Origin of the sequence: Blastococcus saxobsidens (assembly GCF_010682065.1) — a bacterium.
Lineage (GTDB): Bacteria > Actinomycetota > Actinomycetes > Mycobacteriales > Geodermatophilaceae > Blastococcus > Blastococcus saxobsidens_B.
Genome location: NZ_JAAGWG010000009.1, coordinates 15201 through 32092 on the forward strand (window position 1 = coordinate 15201; position 16892 = coordinate 32092).

Consider the following 16892-nt stretch of genomic DNA (forward strand, 5'->3'; position numbering starts at 1 on the left):
GCTGGGGAAGAGTGAGCTAGCTTACGTGGCGTCCGACACACTCCCGCGCCATTCCGCAGGGGGCAGCCGGACGCCGCGCGCGGCTTCCCGCCGCGCCGGGGGACGAGGCCATCGAGGCCGAGCGACCGGACGGAGAAGCGGGTGCTGCGTTGGCCATGCGGGTAGCCGAGAAGGTGACGACCGCGCCTTCCCCGCAGCCCGGGACGGGCCCGGTGGCAGGGCGGAGCCGTGAGGGCTCCCTCCGACGGCGCGCCCTCGACTGGGTGCCGCGTCTCCTGGGCATCGCGGCGATCCTCGTGGTGCTGGAGGTCTGCTCCCGCACCGGTGTGCTGCCGCGCGAGTCCTTCCCGCCGGTGAGCGAGATCTACGGTTCGCTGCTCGGCCTGGTCGGGGACCCGGGACTGTGGGTCGAGATCGGCCGGACCATGCGCGGATGGGCCGTCGGCCTGCTCCTCGCCGCCGTCCTCGCCGTGCCGCTGGGCATGCTGCTCGGCGCCAGCCGGCGGGCGTTCCAGATGAGCCGGCTGGTCATCGAGTTCCTGCGCCCGGTGCCGTCCGTCGCGCTGATCCCGCTGGCCGTCCTGGTCTTCGGGGTCGGCCAGGACATGAAGGTCTTCCTCGTCGCGTTCGCCTGCTTCTGGCCGATCCTCTTCCAGAGCATCTACGGCGTCCAGGACGTCGACCCGGTCGCGAGGGACACGGCCCGGTCCTACGGGTTGCCCCCGCTGGCCCGCTTCGCCCGGATCATCCTGCCGAGCGCTGCTCCCTACATCGCCACGGGCCTGCGCATCTCGTCGGCCATCGCGCTGATCCTCGCCCTCACCGCGGAGCTGGTGGTCGGCGCACCGGGACTCGGCCGGGCCATCGTCGTCTCGCAGGTCTCGGGGTCGATCACCCAGATGTACGCGCTCATCCTCGCCACCGGCCTGCTCGGCTGGCTGCTCAACACGGTCTTCATCGCCGTCGAGCGCCGGCTGCTGCGGTGGCACCCCTCGCACCGGGAGGTGGCCCTGTGAGGACCGCACCGCGGGTCGGCAACTTCCTGCTGCAGTTCCTGCTGCCCGCTGCTCTCCTCCTCGGCTACGGGGTCTGGAGCGCGCAGGCCGACAGCTTCTACTTCCCGCCGCTGACGGAGATCGGATCCACGTTCGCCGAGACCTGGCTCTTCGAGCGGGTGCCGGTCGACCTCCTGCCCAGCGTGTCCCGGCTGGCCGCGGGCTACGGCCTCGCCGTCGTCGTCGGCGTCACCGCGGGCATCGCGCTGGGGCTCTCCCGCCGGGCGCGGCTCACGGCGGAGCCGGTCGTGGAGTTCCTGCGCGCCCTGCCGGCACCGGCGCTGATCCCCTTCGCCCTGCTGCTGTTCGGCACGGGGACCAATTCCAAGGTCTTCATCATCGCGCTGGGCACGGTGTGGCCCATCCTGCTGAACACCATCGACGGCGTGCGGGGGCTGGAGAGCCAGCAGCTGGACATGGCGCGCTCCTACCGCATCCCGTCCCGCAGCGTCCTGCTGCACATCATCCTGCCCGCGGCCAGCCCGCGGATCTTCGCCGGCATGAGGACGAGCCTGTCGATCGGCATCATCCTCATGGTCATCTCGGAGATGGTCGCCAGCGCCAACGGCCTGGGCTACTTCATCCTGCAGTCCCAGCGCGGGTTCGAGATCCCCGAGATGTGGACCGGCATCGTGGTGATCGGGCTCCTCGGCTTCGTCCTCAACTGGCTCTTCCTCCGTGTCGAGGCCCGCGTCCTCTTCTGGCACCGGGGCGCCAAGGGCCTGCTCGGCGAGTCCGCCGCCGCACCCACGGCCGACGCCGCACCCACGGCCGACGCCGCACCCACGTCCGCTGCCGCACTCACGGCCGACGCCCCGACCCCGGTCGCGGCCACCGCCGACGGCCGTGGGCCGGACACCGCCACCACACCGAACGTCCCGTCCACCGCGCGCTCGTCGCGCCCCGTCTCGTAGTTCTCAGGAGGTCCGGCGTGCTCGAGGTGTCACACCTGCGCAAGGTCTACGGCAGCGAGGAGACCGGCAACGTCGCCGTCGGCGACCTGTCGTTCGTCGTGGGGGAGAAGGAGTTCGTCTGCATCCTCGGCTCCTCCGGCTGCGGCAAGACCACCATGCTCCGCTGCCTGTCCGGGCTGGCGCCCGCCACGAGCGGCCAGATCCTCGTGGAGGGCAACCCGGTCGACGGTCCCCCCGAGGACCTCGCCTACGTGTTCCAGGACTACAGCCGGTCGCTGCTGCCGTGGATGACGGTGGAGCGCAACGTGTCGTTCCCGCTGCGCTACAAGGGGATGTCCAAGCAGGAGGCGAAGAGCGCCACGGCGGACGCCCTGGATGCCGTCGGGCTGGGCGACCGGACCAAGGCCTTCCCCTGGCAGCTGTCCGGCGGCATGCAGCAACGGGTCGCCATCGCCCGGGCCCTGGCCTACCGGCCGCGGGTGCTGCTGATGGACGAGCCCTTCGCCTCCGTCGACGCCCAGACGCGGTCGGACCTCGAGGACCTCCTGCTCGGGATCTGGGAGCGCTATGCCGTGACGATCCTCTTCGTCACCCACGACATCGACGAGGCGGTCTACCTGGCCGATCGGGTGCTCGTGCTCAAGGCGCCGGCGACCGTGACCACGGTGGCCGAGGTCGACCTGCCGCGGCCGCGGGACCAGATCACGACCAAGGCGCTGCCCGAGTTCGCCCGCCTCCGCAGCGAACTGCTCTCCGCCCTCCGGCACTGAGGCGCGGTCGTCCCACCCCGCTCCACCCGCACGGCTCCTGATGGATGGGCACCGACGCCCCCACGCACGTCCCGAGTCACCTGGAGAAACGTCATGAAGTCCTCGATGTTCGCCCGCACGGCCCTGACGGCCAGCGCGCTCCTGCTGCTCTCCGCCTGTGGCGGATCGGAGGGTGGCGGCCTGTCCGACGCCCCGGACGCCGGCTCGGGCGGCGGCAACGCCGACAGCAGCGGCGAGTGCGGCGGCGAGGGGCTGACCGCGCTCACGATGGCCGAGACCCCCGGCGGTCCGCTCTCCTTCGTGTCCTACGGCCTCCAGCAGGGCCACTTCGAGGACGAGGGCATCGACCTGACGCTGACGCCGAGCCCCGGAGGTGGCACCACCAGCGTGCCGGGGCTGCTCCAGGGCGAGTACGACGTCATGGGCCTGGACATGGTGTCGGCCATCACCTCGATCGAGGCGGGCCTGCCGCTCAAGATGATCTCGGGCGGCAGCTCGACGTCGGACGAGCCGGACGGCGACTTCTCGGCGGTGCTGGTGAAGCCGGACAGCCCGATCCAGAGCCGGGAGGACCTCCAGGACGTCCGGATGGGTGTCAACGCGCTCGGCAACGTCAACGAGCTCGCGATCAACGACATCATCGAGGAGAACGGCTCGGCCGAGGGTGCCATCAGCCCGGTCGAGCTGCCCTTCCCGGAGATCATCGCGGCCATCGGCCGGGGGGACGTCGACGCCGGCATCCTCATCGAGCCGTTCGTCACGATCGGTGCGAACCAGGGCCTCCGCGTCGTCGACCGCCCGTGGGTGGGCATCAAGCCCGGTCTGCAGATCGGCACGATGGTCATGACCGAGGAGAAGATCGACGAGTGCCCGGAGGTGGCGGAGAACTTCGCCGCTGCCGTGCAGACGACCGCGGACGACATCCGGGAGGACCCGGAGTCGTTCCGGGCGGCGCTGCCCTCGCTCATCGACCTGGACCCGGCGCTGGCCGAGGAGATCAACCTCATCCAGTGGCGCGGCGCTTCGGACATGGAGTCGGTCGAGCTGACCGGTCAGCTGATGGCCGAGTACGGCCTGATCGACGAGGAGATCGACTACGAGGACGCCGTCATCGGCTGACCGGTCGCTCCACCGGCACCAGGGCCCCGGGGCGGCCGCACGGCCGCCCCGGGGACGTCCGCCGCGCCCGCCGGCGGCCCAGCTCTCGACCCGGTCCCCGCCGGGGCACCTGGAGGACATGCCATGACCATCCCCGCGCAGACCCACGACGACGGCGAGCTCGAAGCGCTGTACCGGGACCTCGCCGCGGTCGACCTGCGACCGCTGTGGACGATCACCGAGCAGCTGCTGACCCCGACCCCGCGCCCCCGGGCCATCCCGTGGCTGTGGTCGGCGGCGACCATGAAGCCGCTGGCCCGGCGGGCCATCCAGCTGGTGCCCGTCGAGCGCGGCGGCGAGCGGCGGGTGCTGTCCCTGCAGAACCCGGGTCTCGGCGGCAAGCCCTATGCGGCCGGCTCCCTCTGGGGGGCGCTGCAGTGCCTGGGCCCGCGGGAGACCGCCCCGGCGCACCGGCACACCCCGGGAGCGGTCCGGTGGGTGCTGGAGGGCGAGGGCGTCTGGACGACGGTGAACGGCGACGCCTGCGACATGCACCCCGGGGACCTCGTGCTCACGCCGTCGTGGAACTGGCACGACCACGTCAACGGTGGCGACTCGGAGATGTTCTGGTTCGACGGGCTCGACCTGCCGATGATCGACGCCCTGGACGGGGTGTTCTTCCAGGAGTACCCGGGTCCGGGGGAGAGCCAGCCGGAGCCGGCCGAGCACAACACCTCCGAACGCACCCACGCCGGCGGCACCCGCTACGTCGAGGGTGAGGTGGCCGACGTCCTGTCCCCGACGGCGTCACCCCTGCTGGTCTACCGGTGGGCCGACACCGCCGCCGAGCTGGACCGGCGTGCCGCGGCGTCGGACGAGCCGCTGATCGCCGTGGAGTACGTGAACCCGACGACCGGGGCCAGCGTGCTGCCGACGCTGGGCTGCGCGGTCCACCGCGTCCGCGCGGGGGCACGCACCCCGGCGGTCCGCCGCTCGGGCAACGCCGTCTACGTCGCCTTCCAGGGGTCCGGATCGTCGGTCATCGACGGCCAGCGCTTCGACTGGGGACCCGGCGACATGTTCGTCGTGCCGTCGTGGTCGGCCGTGGAGCACGCCGCCGACGAGCAGGCCGACCTCTTCCTCCTCACCGACGCACCGGTGCTGCGCGCGCTCGGCATCTACCGCACGGAGTCGCTGCCGGAGCCCCAGCCGGTCACCGGGGTCTTCGTCCCCCGGTGACCGCACCCGACGTCCTCCTGCCCACGCCCGCGCCGACGGCGGTCGTGCCGCCTCCTCCCGTCGTCTGGAGTCCTTCGTGAAGCTCGCGCTGTTCGACGACCACCGGTTGGGTGTGGTCTCCGTCGACGACCGGACGGTCGTCGACGTCACCGACGCCCTGCCGTGGCCGCACGACCCCGACCCGCTGACCGCCGGGTGGTGGCGGGCGCTCTGCCGGGACTTCCGCGCCCTGGCCCCGGCGCTCGCGACGGCCGCAGCGGAGGGCACCCCGCGTGCGGTGACCGACGTGGCGCTGCGCGCGCCGGTGCTGGGCCCCACCAAGGTGGTGGCGGCGGCGAGCAACTACGGCGAGCACGTCGCGGAGATGCACGGGGTCCAGGAGCGCACGCTGGGCCGCGTCGAGGCCTGGATGATGGAGTTCGACGTCTTCCTGAAGGCCCCGTCGTCCATCGTCGGACCGGGCGCGGACATCGTCCTGCCCCGCGACGTGGTCGCCGCCGGGCACGAGGTGCACCACGAGTCCGAGCTGGTGATCGTGATCGGCTCCGGGGGCAAGGACATCCCGGTGGCCTCGGCCATGGAGCACGTGCTCGGGTTCACCGCCGGCCTCGACATCACCGTCCGCTCCGCGGCGGACCGGTCGCGGCGCAAGAGCTACGACTCGTTCAGCCCGCTGGGCCCCTGGATCACGACCACCGACGAGATCGGCGACGGCTCGGGGCTGGACATCCGGCTGACCTGCGGGGGAGAGGTGCGGCAGTCGGTCAACACCGGCGACCTGCTGGTGCCGGTGCCGCAGATCGTGGCCTACGCGTCGACGATCATGACCCTCAACCCCGGTGACGTGCTGTTCACCGGAGCCCCGCCCGGGGTCGGCCCGATCGCCGCCGGAGAGCAGCTGGAGATGTCCATCAGCGGCATCGGTTCCATGACCGTCCAGGTGCGGTGACCGAGATGACGAACGCCGACGTCCTGGTGGAACCGCAGTCCTCCTGGACCACGCCGGTCCGGGTCGGGGTGGAGCTCGTGGAGCTCCGCCGCGACGACGGCCTGCCGATCGACGCGCTCTGGTACGCCGCGGACGAGCCGACGGTCGGGATGCTGCACGTCCACGGCAAGGGCAGCAGCGTCCTCACCGGTCCCGGGCGGTTCCTGCCGCCGCTCCTCCCGGGGATCGCGCACCTGGCCGTCAACATGCGCTGCCACGACCTCGGTTACACGGTCGGCACCGACGACTGGGCCGTCGAGGGCGGCATGTGGGAGGACCTCACGACCGGACACCTGGACCTCGCCGCCGGCGTCGCGCACCTGCGCGAACGCGGCGTGCAGCAGGTGGTCGTCTGCGGCCACTCCTCGGGCGGCTTCTACGCAGCCGACCTGATGCCGCGGGACCCCGCGATCGCCGCTTGGATCCTGCTGTCGCCCCTGACCACGAACAAGAACCCGTTCGCGCTGTGGTGGCCGGACCCCGCCGACCAGGCGCGGGCCGCCGACCTCGCCCGGACGATGGTCGCCGAGGGCCGCGGGCGCGACCTCATCCCGGTGTCCGGCTGGTACCACGCCATCAGCGCCGGCAGCCTCGTCCAGCGGCTGGAGGAGCCCGACGGCATCTGGCTGTCCGACCTGCGGCAGCGCACGGCACCGGTGCTCCTGGCGTGGGGGGACGCCGAGCCGAGGGACGCGCTGTGGAACGAGCTGTTCGCCGAGTTCGCCGGCGACGGCGACCAGCGGCTCGTGCTCCGGGGCGCGGACCACTACTACCGCGGCCAGGAGGGGGAGCTCGCCGCCGGCATCGCGAGCTTCCTGGAGCTCGTGGGGCTCCGTCCGGGGTCCTACCAGCGCGGACCGGAGGCCTGACGCATGGCGATCTGCAATCCCATCGAGCCCATCACCGAGGACGACGAGACGCTGCGTCGCGTGCTGCGCGACGCGGACCTGCCGCCCTTGCTCCCGGCGCTGGCGCACATCACCGGCGACCTCGGCCTGATCGCCTCCGACCTGCGACCACCGCGCCGGGCCAAGGACGCGTTCATCGCGCCCCAGGGCGGCATGGACGAGGAGACCCAGGAACGGGCACGGGAGGCCGCGTTCCAGGCGCTGCGCCGGTTCCGCGACGGCGGCTGCCAGGTCGCCGGTGAACCCGGGACGGAGGAGATGCGGCAGCTGATGCGCTTCCTCACCGGCGAGGTGTCGGAGGACTACGAGCCGCTGCTCATGCAGGAACTCGGCCTGGCCGGCGAGGTCCGGACCCGGTTCGGGCCTCCGCCCGAGGGCGGTGCCGACGTCGACCACGCGGTCGTCGTCGTGGGCGGCGGCATGTCCGGTCTCGCCGCGGCCCATCACCTCGACCAGGCCGGCCTGTCGTTCGTCGTCCTCGAGCGCAACGACGACGTCGGCGGGGTCTGGTTCGAGAACAGCTACCCCGGGTGCCGCCTGGACACGAACAACTTCGCGTACAGCTACTCCTTCGCGCAGAAGGACGACTGGCTCCAGCAGTACTCCCGGCAGAGCGCCATCCACGGGTACTTCCGCGACGTCGCGGCGGAGTTCGGCCTGCGCGACCGGATCCGGTTCGGCACCCAGGTGGTGGAGGCCAGGTACGACGACGAGACGTGCACCTGGACCGTGCTGACCCGGGACCGGGACGGCGTGGAGTCGTCGGTGACCGCGCACGCCGTCATCACCGCCGTCGGCCAGCTGAACCAGCCCAACTACCCGGACGTCCCGGGGCGGGACCGCTTCGCCGGACCGTCCTTCCACACGGCGCGGTGGGACCACGACGTGAAGCTCGCCGGGCAGCGGGTGGCCGTCATCGGGACCGGCGCCAGCGCCTACCAGGTCATCCCGTCGATCGCCGACGAGGTCGCCGAGTTGCTGGTCCTCCAGCGCACCCCTCCGTGGGCGCTGCCGGCCCCCACCTACCACGACGACATCGCGCCCGGGCTGCAGTGGCTGTTCCGGCACGTGCCCTACTACGCCCGCTGGTTCCGCTTCTACCAGTTCTGGATCGCCGTGGACGGCATGCACGCCTTCGCCGTCGTCGATCCCGAGTGGCGGGAGCCCGGATCGGTGTCGGCCCCGAACGCCCGCCTCCGTGCCCAGCTGGCCGAGCACATCCGCGGCCAGTACGCCGATCGCCCCGACCTGCTGGACAAGGTGGTGCCGTCCTATCCGCCGTACGCCAAGCGGATGCTGCGGGACAACGGTGTCTGGGCCGCCACCCTGAAGAAGGACCACGTCTCCCTCGTCACCGAGGGAATCGCCGAGATCACCGAGCGGGGCATCCGGACCCGCGACGGGGTCGAGCACGAGGTCGACGTGATCATCTACGGCACGGGGTTCCGAGCCTCGGACTTCCTGTCCTCGATGACGGTCATCGGACGGGACGGCCGCGACCTGCACGAGCAGTGGAACGGCGACGCGCGGGCCTACCTGGGCATCACGGTCCCGGGGTTCCCGAACTTCTTCTCCCTGTTCGGGCCCAACACGAACCTCGTCCTCAACGGCAGCATCTTCATGTTCTCCGAGCTGGCGATGAACTACGTCCTGGAGTGCCTCTCCCTGCTCAGGTCCACCGGGCGACAGGCCATGGAGGTGCGCCCCGACGTCGTCGACGCCTTCAACGAGCGGATCGACCAGGCGAACCGGTCGATGGCCTGGGGGATCCCCGAGGTCCACAACTGGTACAAGAACGCCACCGGGCGGGTCTCGCAGAACTGGCCGCTGCACACCCTGGAGTACTGGCGGCTCACCCGCCGGCCGGCACCCGACGACTACCTGTTCCTGTGACGGTCGAGCAGCAGCCGCGGACGACGACGCTCGACGTGGACGGCGTGGGCGTCCACGTGCTGAGCGCCGGGCACGGGCCCCCGCTGGTCTACCTGCACGGAGCCGGCGACCTCGGCGGCTGGCTGCCCGCGCTCGGGGCGCTGGCGACCGGCCACCGCGTGCTGCGCCCGGACCACCCGGGCTTCAACCGGAGCGGCGACGACCCCACCGTGACCTCCGTCGGTGACCTCGCCCGGCGCTACCCGGCGATCCTCGACGCCCTCGGGGTCGACCACTTCTCCCTCGTGGGCACCTCGCTCGGCGGCTGGCTGGCCGCCGAGCTGGCCCTCCTGGCGCCCGAACGGGTCGAGCACCTGGTGCTGGTGGATCCGGCGGGGCTGCCGGCCGACCGGCCGATCCCCGACATGTTCCGCACGCCGCCCGGTGAGCTCCTCGCGCTGCTCTGCGGCGACGCGGACTCCCTGGCCGCCGGGCGGGCGCGGGCCGCCGCGGTGCAGGCCGACCCGGCGCTCGTCGAGCGGCGGACGCGGAACACGGCGACCGCTGCCCGCCTGGCCGGGGAGCCGTACATGCACGACCCCGGCCTGGGCCCGCGACTGAGCGGCCTCCGGGTGCCCACCCTCGTGGTGTGGGGAGCGCTGGACGGCCTGTTCCCGGTCGACCTGGCGCAGCAGTGGCTGCGGGCGCTGCCCTCGGCGCGGCTGCACGTCGTCGAGGGCGCCGGGCACCTTCCGCCCGCCGACCGGCCCGAGGAGTTCGTGCGGGTCGTGCGGGACTTCCTGGCCGCCGGCCCGCCCGGGTGATCGGTTCCGGGGGGCCCGGGGTGCCGCAGATCGCGCCCATCGGGGTTTGCCACGCCGGGCAGGGCGGGGAACCACGAACCATGAGCATCACACCCGAGGCCCTCGAGGCGGAGTTCTCGCTGACGACGGCCGCCACCCGGCTGGACTTCCTGAGCCGGCGCGACAACGGCGACACCGCCCTCAACACCGTGCGGGACGACGACGCCGACTCCTGGTCCACCCTGCTGGACGAGCAGACCCAGCTCGACGTGCACGAGTCCCTGGAGCTGCTGGCGCTGGGCGAGGTGATTGCCCGCAAGGCGCACGACAGCCAGCTGGTCGGCATGCGCGCCGCGCTGCGGGGCGGCGCCGGCTGGGACGAGATCGCCGTCGCCCTGGGCGTCACCCCGCAGCAGGCCTGGGACTCCTACACCGAGTCGGTCGCCCGTCAGCTCGACGCCGACGCGGCGGCCTCGGCCCGCGAGCTCGCCGGCAGCCGCCCGAGGCGCTGACCCGTCCCCGCAGGGTCAGCGCACCTCGACGCCCTTCCAGAACGCCACCCGCCCGGTGATCTCCCGGGCGGCGTCCTTCGGCTCCGGGTAGTACCAGGCGGCGTCGGCGTTGACCCGGCCGTCGACCTCCAGGCTGAAGTAGGACGCCGTGCCCTTCCAGGGGCACACGGTGTGCGTGTCCGACGCCCGCAGGACGTCGTCCTTCACCGCCTCCCGCGGGAAGTAGGCGTTGCCCTCGACGGTGACGATGTCGTCGGACTCGGCGATCACTGTGCCGTTCCACGATGCGGTGGTCATGCCCCGATGGTCCTCCCCGGAGGAGGATCGGTCATCCCCGCCGGCCGCTGAACCCCGAGCCGACCCGGCCACGAAGACGAGACAGCAACGGACCGGCCACCGCGGCCGCGGCCGACGACGATCGGAGACCCCCCATGACCGGTGCCCACCCCGTCGGCCGTCCTGACGACGACCGGGACCCGGCCGATCGCGCCGAGCCGCCGATGTCCACCCAGGGCGGCCGCCGACGCGGTCCCTACCTGCTGCTGGCCGTCTTCCTCGGCGGGATCGCGCTGCTCGTCCTGTTCATGGTCCTGGTCGGCACGCTGGCCGGCTGACGCCGGCGGGGACGGTCAGCGCTGCAGCAGGGCGAAGGTGGCGACGGCGTGCACGAGGTCCTTGCCGTCCTGCTCCACGTCGGCCTCGCACACCGTCAGGTGCTCGCCGCGGGTACGCAGCCGGGCCGTGACGGTCAGCGGCCCCGGCTTGCCCGGGCGCAGGTAGGTGACGGTCAGCTGACTGGTCGCCGGCACCTCGCCGTCGTCGGTGGTGGTGCGGACCGCCGCGCCCATCGCGGTGTCCACCAGGGTGGCCAGCACGCCGCCGTGCAGCGTGCCGGCGGGGTTGAGGTGCTCGTCGGTCACCTCGAAGGAGATCCGCGCCGTGCCGTCGTCCGCGGCCTCCGCCCGTGCACCCAGTCGCCCGGCGAACCCACCCGCTGCCACGTTCTCGCTCATGGCCGGGCCCTACCCCCGGTTCCGTCCGCGCACGCCCACGGCCGCACGGGCCCCGGTCACTCCGGCGCGGTGACCGGGGCGGCTTCCCGGCGCTCCAGGAAGTAGGCGCCGAGGGCGCCGGCCACCGTGGCGAAGACGGCGACGGAGTAGACGCCCAGGACGACGTCGAGGAACCGGGCGAGGGTGGTGTCGGCGGACAGCGGCTCACCGCTGATGGTCGCCAGGGCCGCGTCGTAGAGCGCCTCCCCGTAGGAGCCGTACATGCCCAGCACGTAGAGCAGCTGGCTGACGGCGAGCACCACGACGACGGTGACCGCGCCCAGCCAGCCGATCCGCCCGCTGAGCAACCGGCCGGCCGAGCGCGACCCGCGCACGGCCGCCGAGAGCACACCGCCCACCCGGGCGGCCCGCAGCAGGGTGAGGGCGCGGGCGAAGCGCAGGAACGGGAGGGCGAGGAAGAGCAGCTGCCACCAGTTGCGGGCCCAGAACCGGCGCCGGTCCCGGGCGGTGGCGGCCCGGAACACGAACTCGGCGACGAACACCGCCCACAGCAGCCAGCCGACGACGCTCAGCGTGGTCACCAGCCAGGTCTCGCGGGCGAGCGACTGCCCCAGCACGACCAGGATGAAGACCAGACCCAGCACCCCCATCGGCTTGTCCAGCCGCCGCGCCAGCCCCTCCTGCTCGGGCGCGGCCGGATCGTCCACGGCGAGCTCGGGGCCCTCTGGTCCGGGCGTCGGGTGTCGTCGCATCCCCGACGGCTACCCAGCCGGCACGGTTCGACCGCAGTTCGACCGCCGGGGGTCGGTGGGACGAGTGGTGCGGGCGGGTCCGCCGTGGGGTCCCCGCGTGCCCGTCCGGTGGAAAACGACCCTGGTCAGGGTGGCATGGGTCAAGATCTGCGCGTACGCACGTCGACGAATCACCAGGAGCACCCATGAGCCACCCCGGACACGGCCCGGACATGAACCCGTCCGGCGAGCAGCCGGGCCAGGCCGGTCAGCCCGTCCCGCCCGGTCAGCCGTACCAGCCGTTCGACCAGCAGCCGGGGCAGCCCGCCGGAGCCTGGACCCCGCCCGGTGGCGCCTCGGCCGCCGGTGGACCGCAGAAGAGCAGTGTCGTGAAGAAGGTGCTGCCGATCGTCGGTGGCGTCGTCGTCCTCGGGGTCGCGGCGTCCGCGTTCGGCCTGTTCGGTGCCGGTGAGCCCGAGGTCGGGGACTGCGTGAAGGGCGCCATGGGCGAGGACGTCGAGACCGTGGACTGCGGTTCCGACGAGGCCGAGGCCAAGGTCGTCGGGGTCGAGAAGGAAGAGATGACCTACGACGAGTTCATGGCCAACGACGTCTGCCTGGACTTCGCGTCCGCCCAGTCGGCCATCTGGTACGGCCCCGAGGGCGACGACGTGGACGGCACCGTCTACTGCGCCGAGCCCGTCTGATCCCTGCTCCGCCCGAGTGCCCCGCCGGTCCGCCGGCGGGGCACTCGTCGTCTCAGGGGGCCGGCGGTCCCTCGGGCAGCCGGCCGAGGAGCACCCGCGCCAGGGCGACCGCGGCCGGATCGGGCCCACCGGCGGTGGCCGCGGCGGTGAGCCAGGTGGCCAGCGGCTCGGCCACGGCGGGGGAGAGGGCGGTGATCCACGCGGCCGAGCGGGTCCGCGCCTCCGCCACGTGCTCGGTGCCGCCGTCCGGCGCGTGCGCGATCACCTCGGGCCGGCTGGCGAGCAGCCCGCCGATCCGCCAGTCCCCGCCCGTGGTCCGCGCCGCCAGCGTCCTCAGCCGGTCCGCGGCCGCCAGCAGCGTCGTCGCGTCGTCCCCGGTCACACCGCCTCGCGGCGCATCGGCACGTGCGGGATGCCGTCCTCGACGTAGCCCGGCCCGCTACGCCGGAAGCCGAACCGCTCGTACCAGTTCTCCAGGTGGGCCTGTGCGCCGAGCGTCAGCGGGCCGTTCCCGTAGTCGGCCAGCGCGGCCTCGACGAGCTGCGCGGCCAGGCCACGCCCACGGGCGGAGGCCGCCGTCGCCACCCGGCCGATGGCGCGGGTGGCGCCGTCGTCCAGCACCCGGATGGTGGCCAGCACCTCCTCGTCCTGCTCGAACCACAGGTGCTCGGTCCCCGGCTCAAGGTCCCGCCCGTCGAGCTCGGGGTAGGGGCACTCCTGCTCGACGACGAACACGTCGACGCGGAGCCGGCACAGCCGGTAGACCTCGAACGGGGTCAGCTCGGCGAAGCGGGCGCGGCGCAGGATCGGGGCGGAGCTCATGCAGCAGTTCTAACCCAGGCCCACGGCCGCCCGACGCGCGGTGGTCGATCCGGGAAACATCCCGGGCAGCAGGGGACTGCCGGGCCACGGCGGGGTAGGGGAGCGCACATGTCGATGTCCACGCCCTTCGAACCGCACCTCGGCCGTCCCGACGAGGGCATCCCGGCCGCCGACCCCGGGGCCGGCGCACCGCCGCCCGCGGAGGGCTTCGGGGTGGGGGGCGAGGAGCCCGACCGTCCCGAGCAGAGCGACGCCCCGGACACCGGGGACTCCGATGGCCGGGGCGATCCGCCGTTCCGCACCCCCGATCCGGACGAGGTGCGTCGGGACTGACCGGTCAGAGGCCGAGCGCCGTCGTCGCCTTGTCGACCAGCTGGAAGTGGCCGACGGCCCAGAAGGCGACACCAGCGGCGGCCAGTCCACCGACGGTCACGGCCAGCGAGCTGACCGGGTGCTGGCGGGCGTGCCGCCAGGCGGCGACCGCCTTGCGCTTGAAGGTGGCGAAGAACCGGCGGGCCCAGTCGAACTCCGTCGACCACACCCAGAGACCGGCCAGCACCGGCGGGATGGTGAGCGGCCCCGGCAGCACGGTGAGCGCGATGCCGAGCATCACCAGCAGCAGCCCGGCGGTGAACACGGCGACGCGCCAGGTGATGGCCACGGCGGTGTTGCTGTGCACCTTCGCGCGGAACGAGCCCGGCTTGACCTCGCGCGGCCTGCCGAGCCCGTCGGTGCAGTGGGCGCAGACGGTGGAGCCGTGGCGGTTGCGCGCCTCCTCGGCGGTGTTGCCGCTGACGCGGAACTCGGGAGCACGGGCGGTCTGCGGCGCGGTGGGCATGCACGCGTCGTTACCCGCGGTACCACCCGGTCATTCCAGTTGTGGGCAACCGGACTGCTCGGGCCGGTTCAGGTGCCGTACCGGGCAGCGGCCCGGGCCCGCGCCTTGGCCGCCTCCACCTCGCGGTCCTTGGGCGGGGCGGAGGAGACCAGCGACTCGAGCAGCCGGGCCGACGCCGCGGTCACCTCGGCCACCGCCCGGTCGAACGCCTCGGCGTTCGCCCGGGACGGCTTGACCGTTCCGCTGATCTTGCGGACGTACTGCAGCGCGGCGGCCTGGATCTCGTCGTCCGTCGTCGGCGGCTCGAAGTTGGCCAGCGGTCGGATGTTGCGGCACATGCGCTGCAGCGTATGGCCGCGGCCCCCTGCCGGGGCCCGCCGCGAGCGTGCGAGTGGCGGGGAGCAGGGGGTCCTTCTAGGCGTCGAAGCCCGCCCGGTCGACCTTCCGGTGGTAGCGCTCGCCGAGCTTGCCGCCGAGGATCGCGCCGAGCAGCGTGACCAGCAGGATCGCGACGAGGGTGATGATCCCGGCGGTGGTGGCGGTGCCCTCGTCGATCGGGATGCGCGGCAGGTTGAGCTGCTCCAGCACGTTGTACTGGCTGCCGAAGAAGAAGCCGGCGGCGGCGAGCGCGAGCACCACCAGCAGGCCGATCAGCCACACGGCGAGGCCCTGGCGGACGCCGTCGAAGCGGGCCATGCGCCCGGCGACGTACCCGCCGGCCAGGTAGGCCAGGAAGAGGATGACGAGGAGGGCGATGCCCCCGCCGATGCCGACGCCGCTGTTGACCTGGTCGGCCACGTCGTCCGCGTCGTCGATCTCCTGGGCCAGGCCGATCGCGACACCGGCCGCCGACACCAGGGCGATCAGGATCACGGCCAGGCCGTTGGCCGACAGCCAGCCGAAGAAGGCCGCACCCCACTTGATGCCGCCGTAGCGGTCGTGCTGAGCGGTGACGGCGTCCCGGGCGGTGCCGCGGGTGGCCGAGGCGCCCTCGGTGGCGCCCACGGTGCCGTCGCGGTCGGAGTGCGTGTGGTCGTGGTGGTTCCCGGCCATGGTGGTTCCCTTCGTCGGGGCCGCCGTGATCCCCCGGGCGGCAACCGGGTTGCATGCCCGAGCGCAGGGGCCGGGAAACGACGTGGGGCGGAGGAGCCCCGGGCGGAGGACGGATGACGGTGCTGCTGGTCGACGTGGCCAACGTCGTCGGGTCGCGTCCCGACGGCTGGTGGCGGGACCGCGCCGCCGCCGCCGGCCGGCTGCTCGCGGGCCTCGCCGCCCTTCCGGGGCGGCTGCCCGGACCGGACGGCGCCTGGGTCGAGCCGGCGGCCACGGTGGCGGTCGTGGAGGGTGCGGCGCGCGACGTCCCCGGCCCCGACGGGGTGAGGCTGGTCCGGGCCACCGGCTCCGGCGACGACGCCCTGGTCGCCGTCGCCTCGGAGCTGGCCGGCGGCGGGGCGGACCTGCTGGTGGTGACCGCCGATCGCGGCCTGCGGGCGAGGCTGCCCGCCGGGGCGCGCTGCGCGGGGCCAGGCTGGTTGTGGGCGCGGATCGACGAGAACGGCATGACCACGGGACCCGCCGGGTAGTCGGTTGCGGACAACGGATGTCGGTCCCGACGTCCGCCGCCGTGGCGAGGAGAACCCGTGCCGATCCCCGAGACACCCGGAACACCGATCACCGCGCTGGTCACCGGTGCGTCCAGCGGCATCGGCCGGGCGACCGCCGTGCAGCTGGGGCAGCGAGGCGCGAACGTCGTGCTCCTGGCGCGTGGGCGCGAGGCGCTCGAGGACGCGGCGCGCGAGGTGAAGGAGGCCGGGGCCGCCTCGGTCACCGTCTGCCCGGCCGACGTGCTCGACGACGATGCGCTGCGCGCCGTGGTCGAGACCACCGTCACCCAGCACGGCGGGCTCGACGTCGTCGTCCACGCCGCCCAGGTGATGGCCTACGGGCGGATCGAGGACGTGCCCAAGGACGTCTACGAGACGGTGGTGGACACCGCGGTGCACGGCACCGCGAACCTCGCCCGGCACGTGGTCCCCGCCTTCCGGGAGCGGGGTGCCGGGCACCTGGTGATCGTGAACTCCCTGCTGGGCAACGTGGCCACGCCGCTGATGGGCAGCTACATCGCCGCCAAGTGGGGCCAGATGGGCCTGGCCCGGGTGCTGCAGCAGGAGACGCGCGACGTCCCGGGCATCTCGATCTCGATTGTCCAGCCCGGCGGCGTGGACACCCCGATCTACGTCCAGGGTGCTTCCTACGTGGGCAGCACCGGCCGGCCGCCGCCGCCGGTCTACTCCCCGCAGCGGGTGGCGCGGTACATCATGGCGACGCTGGACCGCCCGCGGCGGGTCGTCCAGGCGGGGGTGCTGAACCCGCTGATCACCGCCGGGTTCCGGCTGCTGCCCGGGGTGTTCGACCTGCTGGTCGGCCCGCTGATGAAGGTGGGTGCCCTCTCCAACGAGAAGACGCCGCCGACCGAGGGCAACGTCTTCCGGTCCAACCCCTCGGGCAACGCCACCGAGGGGCGCTGGCGCAGCATCTGAGGGCCGTGCTCCGGCTGTGTGAACAGCGTGTTCCGTCCCGTCGCAGGCCATTGCCCGCGCCGGGGGAACAGGGCCAGGCTGG

The 16892-nt window shown here is 73.1% G+C and carries 23 protein-coding genes; 15 read left to right on the forward strand and 8 right to left on the reverse strand.

Features of this window, described 5'->3' with window-relative positions:
* The first annotated feature begins 263 nt into the window (after positions 1–263).
* From GCU60_RS07330 to GCU60_RS07375, 10 genes are all read left to right on the forward strand, one after another.
* Positions 264–1016 (forward strand): ABC transporter permease subunit, encoded by a 753-nt coding sequence (locus GCU60_RS07330; protein WP_204261623.1) that lies wholly within the window; start codon positions 264–266, stop codon positions 1014–1016.
* On the forward strand, positions 1013–1969 hold the full coding sequence (locus tag GCU60_RS07335) for an ABC transporter permease (protein WP_345770458.1): 957 nt from the start codon (positions 1013–1015) through the stop codon (positions 1967–1969). Before GCU60_RS07330 ends, GCU60_RS07335 begins: the two co-directional genes overlap by 4 nt.
* Before the next feature lie 17 nt (positions 1970–1986).
* Positions 1987–2739 carry an ATP-binding cassette domain-containing protein gene (locus GCU60_RS07340; RefSeq protein ID WP_163203741.1) on the forward strand — a complete coding sequence of 251 codons (753 nt, stop codon included), beginning with the start codon at positions 1987–1989 and terminating at the stop codon, positions 2737–2739.
* A 93-nt stretch (positions 2740–2832) separates the two neighbouring features.
* Complete coding sequence (locus GCU60_RS07345; RefSeq protein WP_163203743.1) at positions 2833–3858, forward strand: ABC transporter substrate-binding protein; 1026 nt, start codon at positions 2833–2835, stop codon at positions 3856–3858.
* A 123-nt stretch (positions 3859–3981) separates the two neighbouring features.
* A complete protein-coding gene (locus tag GCU60_RS07350) occupies positions 3982–5076 on the forward strand; it encodes a cupin domain-containing protein (RefSeq protein WP_163203745.1) in 1095 nt (364 codons plus the stop codon).
* Between the two features lie 76 nt (positions 5077–5152).
* Positions 5153–6025, forward strand: coding sequence for a fumarylacetoacetate hydrolase family protein (locus tag GCU60_RS07355; RefSeq protein WP_163203747.1), 873 nt, complete (start codon positions 5153–5155; stop codon positions 6023–6025).
* A 5-nt stretch (positions 6026–6030) separates the two neighbouring features.
* Positions 6031–6933 carry an alpha/beta fold hydrolase gene (locus tag GCU60_RS07360; RefSeq protein WP_239520678.1) on the forward strand — a complete coding sequence of 301 codons (903 nt, stop codon included), beginning with the start codon at positions 6031–6033 and terminating at the stop codon, positions 6931–6933.
* A gap of 3 nt (positions 6934–6936) precedes the next feature.
* Entirely contained in the window at positions 6937–8865 is a 1929-nt protein-coding gene (locus GCU60_RS07365; RefSeq protein WP_163203751.1) for a flavin-containing monooxygenase, read from the forward strand.
* Positions 8862–9668 carry an alpha/beta fold hydrolase gene (locus tag GCU60_RS07370; protein WP_163203753.1) on the forward strand — a complete coding sequence of 269 codons (807 nt, stop codon included), beginning with the start codon at positions 8862–8864 and terminating at the stop codon, positions 9666–9668. The genes GCU60_RS07365 and GCU60_RS07370 overlap by 4 nt, the downstream gene beginning before the upstream one ends.
* 80 nt (positions 9669–9748) lie before the next feature.
* Positions 9749–10159, forward strand: coding sequence for a hypothetical protein (locus tag GCU60_RS07375; protein ID WP_163203755.1), 411 nt, complete (start codon positions 9749–9751; stop codon positions 10157–10159).
* 15 nt (positions 10160–10174) lie between these two features.
* Here the strand turns inward: GCU60_RS07375 and GCU60_RS07380 are convergent, their stop codons facing one another.
* Positions 10175–10456, reverse strand: a complete 282-nt coding sequence (locus GCU60_RS07380) for a DUF427 domain-containing protein (RefSeq protein ID WP_163203757.1) — start codon at positions 10454–10456, stop codon at positions 10175–10177.
* Between the two features lie 134 nt (positions 10457–10590).
* On the opposite strand from GCU60_RS07380, the gene GCU60_RS07385 reads away from it, so the two are divergent.
* Positions 10591–10773 (forward strand): hypothetical protein, encoded by a 183-nt coding sequence (locus GCU60_RS07385; RefSeq protein WP_163203759.1) that lies wholly within the window; start codon positions 10591–10593, stop codon positions 10771–10773.
* 15 nt (positions 10774–10788) lie between these two features.
* On the opposite strand, the gene GCU60_RS07390 is transcribed toward GCU60_RS07385, so the two are convergent.
* A complete protein-coding gene (locus GCU60_RS07390) occupies positions 10789–11172 on the reverse strand; it encodes a PaaI family thioesterase (protein ID WP_163203761.1) in 384 nt (127 codons plus the stop codon).
* Between the two features lie 56 nt (positions 11173–11228).
* Complete coding sequence (locus GCU60_RS07395) at positions 11229–11924, reverse strand: hypothetical protein (protein WP_163203763.1); 696 nt, start codon at positions 11922–11924, stop codon at positions 11229–11231.
* 185 nt (positions 11925–12109) lie between these two features.
* On the opposite strand from GCU60_RS07395, the gene GCU60_RS07400 reads away from it, so the two are divergent.
* A complete protein-coding gene (locus GCU60_RS07400; protein WP_163203765.1) occupies positions 12110–12610 on the forward strand; it encodes an LppU/SCO3897 family protein in 501 nt (166 codons plus the stop codon).
* A 52-nt stretch (positions 12611–12662) separates the two neighbouring features.
* Here GCU60_RS07400 and GCU60_RS07405 read toward each other — a convergent pair whose 3' ends face one another.
* Together GCU60_RS07405 and GCU60_RS07410 are read right to left on the reverse strand one after the other, a co-directional pair.
* A complete protein-coding gene (locus GCU60_RS07405) occupies positions 12663–12992 on the reverse strand; it encodes a hypothetical protein (RefSeq protein WP_163203767.1) in 330 nt (109 codons plus the stop codon).
* Positions 12989–13432: a GNAT family N-acetyltransferase gene (locus tag GCU60_RS07410; protein WP_163203769.1), complete on the reverse strand. Its 444-nt coding sequence runs from the start codon at positions 13430–13432 to the stop codon at positions 12989–12991. The genes GCU60_RS07405 and GCU60_RS07410 overlap by 4 nt, the downstream gene beginning before the upstream one ends.
* A gap of 108 nt (positions 13433–13540) precedes the next feature.
* Between GCU60_RS07410 and GCU60_RS07415 the strand changes: the two genes are divergently transcribed.
* Complete coding sequence (locus tag GCU60_RS07415; RefSeq protein ID WP_163203771.1) at positions 13541–13765, forward strand: hypothetical protein; 225 nt, start codon at positions 13541–13543, stop codon at positions 13763–13765.
* A 4-nt stretch (positions 13766–13769) separates the two neighbouring features.
* On the opposite strand, the gene GCU60_RS07420 is transcribed toward GCU60_RS07415, so the two are convergent.
* From GCU60_RS07420 to GCU60_RS07430, 3 genes are all read right to left on the reverse strand, one after another.
* Positions 13770–14270, reverse strand: coding sequence for a PGPGW domain-containing protein (locus tag GCU60_RS07420; RefSeq protein WP_163203773.1), 501 nt, complete (start codon positions 14268–14270; stop codon positions 13770–13772).
* A 68-nt stretch (positions 14271–14338) separates the two neighbouring features.
* Positions 14339–14608 (reverse strand): DUF2277 domain-containing protein, encoded by a 270-nt coding sequence (locus tag GCU60_RS07425; RefSeq protein WP_163203775.1) that lies wholly within the window; start codon positions 14606–14608, stop codon positions 14339–14341.
* Positions 14609–14684: 76 nt separating this feature from the next.
* On the reverse strand, positions 14685–15323 hold the full coding sequence (locus tag GCU60_RS07430) for a hypothetical protein (RefSeq protein WP_163203777.1): 639 nt from the start codon (positions 15321–15323) through the stop codon (positions 14685–14687).
* 113 nt (positions 15324–15436) lie between these two features.
* On the opposite strand from GCU60_RS07430, the gene GCU60_RS07435 reads away from it, so the two are divergent.
* Entirely contained in the window at positions 15437–15853 is a 417-nt protein-coding gene (locus tag GCU60_RS07435; RefSeq protein WP_163203779.1) for a hypothetical protein, read from the forward strand.
* Positions 15854–15910: 57 nt separating this feature from the next.
* A complete protein-coding gene (locus GCU60_RS07440; RefSeq protein WP_163203781.1) occupies positions 15911–16810 on the forward strand; it encodes an SDR family NAD(P)-dependent oxidoreductase in 900 nt (299 codons plus the stop codon).
* Positions 16811–16892: the final 82 nt, after the last annotated feature.

What these genes read in the sequence shown, in the direction of transcription:
- GCU60_RS07345 (WP_163203743.1), top strand. Translation starts at nt 2,833, where the DNA reads ATGAAGTCCTCGATGTTCGCCCGCACGGCCCTGACGGCCAGCGCGCTC.
- GCU60_RS07350 (WP_163203745.1), top strand. Translation starts at nt 3,982, where the DNA reads ATGACCATCCCCGCGCAGACCCACGACGACGGCGAGCTCGAAGCGCTG.
- GCU60_RS07360 (WP_239520678.1), top strand. Translation starts at nt 6,031, where the DNA reads ATGACGAACGCCGACGTCCTGGTGGAACCGCAGTCCTCCTGGACCACG.
- GCU60_RS07365 (WP_163203751.1), top strand. Translation starts at nt 6,937, where the DNA reads ATGGCGATCTGCAATCCCATCGAGCCCATCACCGAGGACGACGAGACG.
- GCU60_RS07375 (WP_163203755.1), top strand. Translation starts at nt 9,749, where the DNA reads ATGAGCATCACACCCGAGGCCCTCGAGGCGGAGTTCTCGCTGACGACG.
- GCU60_RS07380 (WP_163203757.1), bottom strand. Translation starts at nt 10,456, where the DNA reads ATGACCACCGCATCGTGGAACGGCACAGTGATCGCCGAGTCCGACGAC.
- GCU60_RS07385 (WP_163203759.1), top strand. Translation starts at nt 10,591, where the DNA reads ATGACCGGTGCCCACCCCGTCGGCCGTCCTGACGACGACCGGGACCCG.
- GCU60_RS07390 (WP_163203761.1), bottom strand. Translation starts at nt 11,172, where the DNA reads ATGAGCGAGAACGTGGCAGCGGGTGGGTTCGCCGGGCGACTGGGTGCA.
- GCU60_RS07395 (WP_163203763.1), bottom strand. Translation starts at nt 11,924, where the DNA reads ATGCGACGACACCCGACGCCCGGACCAGAGGGCCCCGAGCTCGCCGTG.
- GCU60_RS07400 (WP_163203765.1), top strand. Translation starts at nt 12,110, where the DNA reads ATGAGCCACCCCGGACACGGCCCGGACATGAACCCGTCCGGCGAGCAG.
- GCU60_RS07410 (WP_163203769.1), bottom strand. Translation starts at nt 13,432, where the DNA reads ATGAGCTCCGCCCCGATCCTGCGCCGCGCCCGCTTCGCCGAGCTGACC.
- GCU60_RS07415 (WP_163203771.1), top strand. Translation starts at nt 13,541, where the DNA reads ATGTCGATGTCCACGCCCTTCGAACCGCACCTCGGCCGTCCCGACGAG.
- GCU60_RS07420 (WP_163203773.1), bottom strand. Translation starts at nt 14,270, where the DNA reads ATGCCCACCGCGCCGCAGACCGCCCGTGCTCCCGAGTTCCGCGTCAGC.
- GCU60_RS07425 (WP_163203775.1), bottom strand. Translation starts at nt 14,608, where the DNA reads ATGTGCCGCAACATCCGACCGCTGGCCAACTTCGAGCCGCCGACGACG.
- GCU60_RS07430 (WP_163203777.1), bottom strand. Translation starts at nt 15,323, where the DNA reads ATGGCCGGGAACCACCACGACCACACGCACTCCGACCGCGACGGCACC.
- GCU60_RS07435 (WP_163203779.1), top strand. Translation starts at nt 15,437, where the DNA reads ATGACGGTGCTGCTGGTCGACGTGGCCAACGTCGTCGGGTCGCGTCCC.